This is a genomic window from Muriicola sp., assembly GCF_049669965.1.
Classification (GTDB): Bacteria; Bacteroidota; Bacteroidia; order Flavobacteriales; family Flavobacteriaceae; genus Muriicola.
Map to the genome: position 1 here is coordinate 1 of NZ_JBATLB010000008.1, position 3224 is coordinate 3224.

5 protein-coding genes are annotated in these 3224 nt (G+C 38.7%); all 5 read left to right on the forward strand.

The window, feature by feature from the left end:
* On the forward strand, window positions 1-371 hold a 371-nt coding region (locus WBM49_RS00350; RefSeq protein ID WP_424370067.1), incomplete at its 5' end, for a hypothetical protein.
* A gap of 81 nt (window positions 372-452) precedes the next feature.
* Window positions 453-1181 (forward strand): 23S rRNA pseudouridine(2604) synthase RluF, encoded by a 729-nt coding sequence (gene rluF, locus WBM49_RS00355; protein WP_424370068.1) that lies wholly within the window; start codon window positions 453-455, stop codon window positions 1179-1181.
* A 171-nt stretch (window positions 1182-1352) separates the two neighbouring features.
* The gene (locus WBM49_RS00360) at window positions 1353-1724 is read left to right on the forward strand and encodes a VOC family protein (RefSeq protein ID WP_424370069.1); all 372 of its coding nucleotides are present in this window, start codon (window positions 1353-1355) and stop codon (window positions 1722-1724) included.
* 192 nt (window positions 1725-1916) lie between these two features.
* Window positions 1917-2045: a hypothetical protein gene (locus WBM49_RS00365; protein ID WP_424370070.1), complete on the forward strand. Its 129-nt coding sequence runs from the start codon at window positions 1917-1919 to the stop codon at window positions 2043-2045.
* A 114-nt stretch (window positions 2046-2159) separates the two neighbouring features.
* Window positions 2160-3155: a UDP-3-O-(3-hydroxymyristoyl)glucosamine N-acyltransferase gene (gene lpxD, locus WBM49_RS00370; protein WP_424370071.1), complete on the forward strand. Its 996-nt coding sequence runs from the start codon at window positions 2160-2162 to the stop codon at window positions 3153-3155.
* Window positions 3156-3224 lie beyond the last annotated feature (69 nt).

Genomic DNA, 3224 nt, shown 5'->3' on the forward strand with positions numbered 1-3224 from the left:
GGTATGCCCAAAGTGTCCTATTTTTAGGGTCAAAGGAGTTCCTTTGGTTGCCTGAACTGATCGGTCTTATAGTATTTACCCTGATCCTTCTATGGACCTTACACAGGGGCTACTCCATGCTGATAAATAATCCCGGGAAATTACTTCTGATACTTGTGATCTTATTTTTCGGAATTACTTTTTTACAAATACTTTTTCCAATAATTGGCGCCGAATTTATGGTGCGCCATGCAGAGAAATTCGCTGATTATTCAGACAGAAGAAAGAATCTGTTTCCACAACTTATTTTAGGTCTTATTAAGTTTCTTTACTACCTGGTGTTTGTAATTGTTTTGTTTCTAAAAAGAAAAACCGTTGTCAATAATGTTTAAAACCTGGGTATATGCCTTTTAGAGATAAACAGGAAGACAGAGATCAAAGACACGTACTTTGTAAGTAATTTTAGTGACACTATGGAAGAGAAGAATTTGGTTCGCATAAATAAGTATTTTAGTGAAAGCGGACTTTGTTCCCGAAGAGAGGCCGATAAGTTAATTGCCTTAAAGCAGGTAACCATTAATGGAGTAGTGGCGGAAATGGGAAGTAAGGTATCCCCTGCCGACGAGATTCGCTTAAACGGAAAACTAATTAATGACAAAGAAAATAAACTGGTATACCTGGCCTTTAACAAACCAAGAGGCATTGTTTGCACTACAGACACCCGAAGAGAGAAAAATAATATAATTGACTTTATCAATTATCCTGAACGCATCTTTCCGATTGGAAGGCTTGATAAAGATAGTCAGGGTTTAATTCTGCTCACCAGCGATGGCGATATAGTAAATAAAATTCTCCGCAGTAGAAATCATCATGAAAAGGAATACCTGGTAGTTGTAAAAGAACCTATCACAAAATCGTTTATACAAAAAATGGGGAATGGGGTTCCTATTTTGGGAACCGTTACCCGGAAATGTTTTGTGGAACAGATCGATACCTTCCGCTTTAGAATTATTCTAACGCAGGGTATGAACCGGCAGATAAGGCGCATGTGTGAACATCTGGGAAACAAGGTTCTCCAATTAGAGCGGTATCGTATCATGAATATTAATTTAGACGTTCCTTTAGGTACATGGAGACATCTAACCAAGAGTGAACTTACTGAGATTCACAAACTAGTATCGGACTCGTCCAAAACGTACTAAAATAAAATTGTAACTTAACTCAGATGTTTTGCGAACAAGAAAGACCTGGCCCTTGAATTAGAAAAATGATCGTCTATGTCATTTGAGTTGCTTTCATGGCAATTTCATTCGCCTTAATGGGGTAAACCTTTGGCAAGGATCTATCTCACATAATCAATTAAAATATACATCATGAAATTAGGAGCATTTTCAGTTAGCTTGAGTGTAAAGGACCTCAAGTCTTCCAAAGAGTTTTACGAAAAACTTGGATTCACCGTTTTTGCCGGAGAAATGGGAAAAAATTATCTCATCATGAAAAACGAACATTCACTACTTGGCTTATTTCAGGGGATGTTCGAAAATAATATTTTAACCTTTAATCCTGGTTGGGATAGTAATGCCAGCAAGCTTGAACAATTTGATGATGTTAGAGAAATACAACATCACTTAAAGGAACAAGGAGTAGCTTTGGCAAATGAGATCGCAGAAGGTACGGATGGTCCCGCAAGTATTACCCTGTTAGACCCCGATGGGAATATGATTCTGTTGGATCAGCATGTTTAGATCTACCTCTTTATAGAATTTTAATCCAGGCACCATAATTCATCTGCCCCAGTTCTAAAGATCTTCCAGTCTTTGGGGTGAAACAGTATCTATTTATAAAACTAGGCTCATTGAAAGAAAAGGAGAATTTGAAATTGGCAGCCTAATAAACTGTACATCCGGGTGGTACATAGGTGCCTTAGATTAAATAAGATGGAAGAAGCCGAACAGTTACTTACAATAACACAAGTTGCCATTGCCATTGCAGGTTTTGCAGGAATAATTGGCACCTTTCAGTTCAAGGAAGGAGAAAGAATTAGGCGACGAGATGTGGTGGTTTAAATAAAACTGATAATTAGGAAATTTCAATCAAAATTCCTTTCAGTATCATTTTAAAACAATCCGGGTTTTACTTTTTTTCCCTTAAATTGGTGCTCAACTAAACTATAAAAACGCATGCCATCATACACCATTAGTGAAATCAACGACATCTTACAAGGAGAATTAATTGGTACAACTACCCAAACAATTGAGGGTCCGGAAGAATTACAAAAAGCAAACAGCAATCAGATCACCTTTATTGGCAGTAGTAAATACGCTAAATTCTGGACAGAATCCAAAGCCTGCGCCGCTGTTGTAAATGACAAGATACCTATTGAACCGGGAGCGGATAGGGCATTTATTAAAGTAAAAAATGCCGATTTGGCGATGGCCAAAATCTTAGAACTTTTTAATCCGCCACCCCCTGTATTCGATACAGATATACATCCAACTGCAGTGATACACAAAACGGCAAAAATTGGTGAGAACTGTAAAATTGGGGCTAATTGTTATGTTGGCAAAGATGTTGAATTGGGAAGTGGGGTTGTTTTATACCCAAATGTGTGCGTCTTTGATGAAACAATTATCGGCAATAATACCATTGCCTGGTCCGGGACCGTGATACGTGAACGTTGTATCATTGGGAGCCATTGTATCTTTCATACCAATGTGAGTATCGGAGCCGATGGTTTTGGGTACAGACCCAGTGAGGATGGTAGAGGCCTGGTAAAAATTCCACAAATTGGCAATGTGATCATTGGCCATTATGTTGAAATTGGTGCCAATTCTTGTGTAGACAGGGCAAAATTTAGTTCCACTATTGTGGGCGATGGTTGTAAAATAGACAACCTGGTACAAATTGCGCACAACAGTATTATGGGACGCTCCTGTATTATGGCCGGACATAGCGGATTAGCAGGTTCTGTTACCTTAGGCGATGGTGTCATCATTGGCGGAAGTGCCTCAATAAAAGATCATACCACCATTCATTCCGGTGCTACCGTGGGTGCCGGCTCTGGCGTAATGAATGATGTAGAAGCAGGAAAAACCGTTTTGGGCTACCCTGCACAAGATGCAAGAGATATGCTGAAAGAATGGGTGGCTATAAGACGGTTAATAAAAAATCAATAGATTACCTTCCTTTAAAGGTTGAGAATTGACAAAAAACTTATCCGTATAATTCAACCCCGGAAAAAGTAA

Bases quoted from the DNA above. Each gene is read 5' to 3' on its own strand.
- rluF (WP_424370068.1), top strand. From the start codon at position 453: ATGGAAGAGAAGAATTTGGTTCGCATAAATAAGTATTTTAGTGAAAGC.
- WBM49_RS00360 (WP_424370069.1), top strand. From the start codon at position 1,353: ATGAAATTAGGAGCATTTTCAGTTAGCTTGAGTGTAAAGGACCTCAAG.
- WBM49_RS00365 (WP_424370070.1), top strand. From the start codon at position 1,917: ATGGAAGAAGCCGAACAGTTACTTACAATAACACAAGTTGCCATTGCC.
- lpxD (WP_424370071.1), top strand. From the start codon at position 2,160: ATGCCATCATACACCATTAGTGAAATCAACGACATCTTACAAGGAGAA.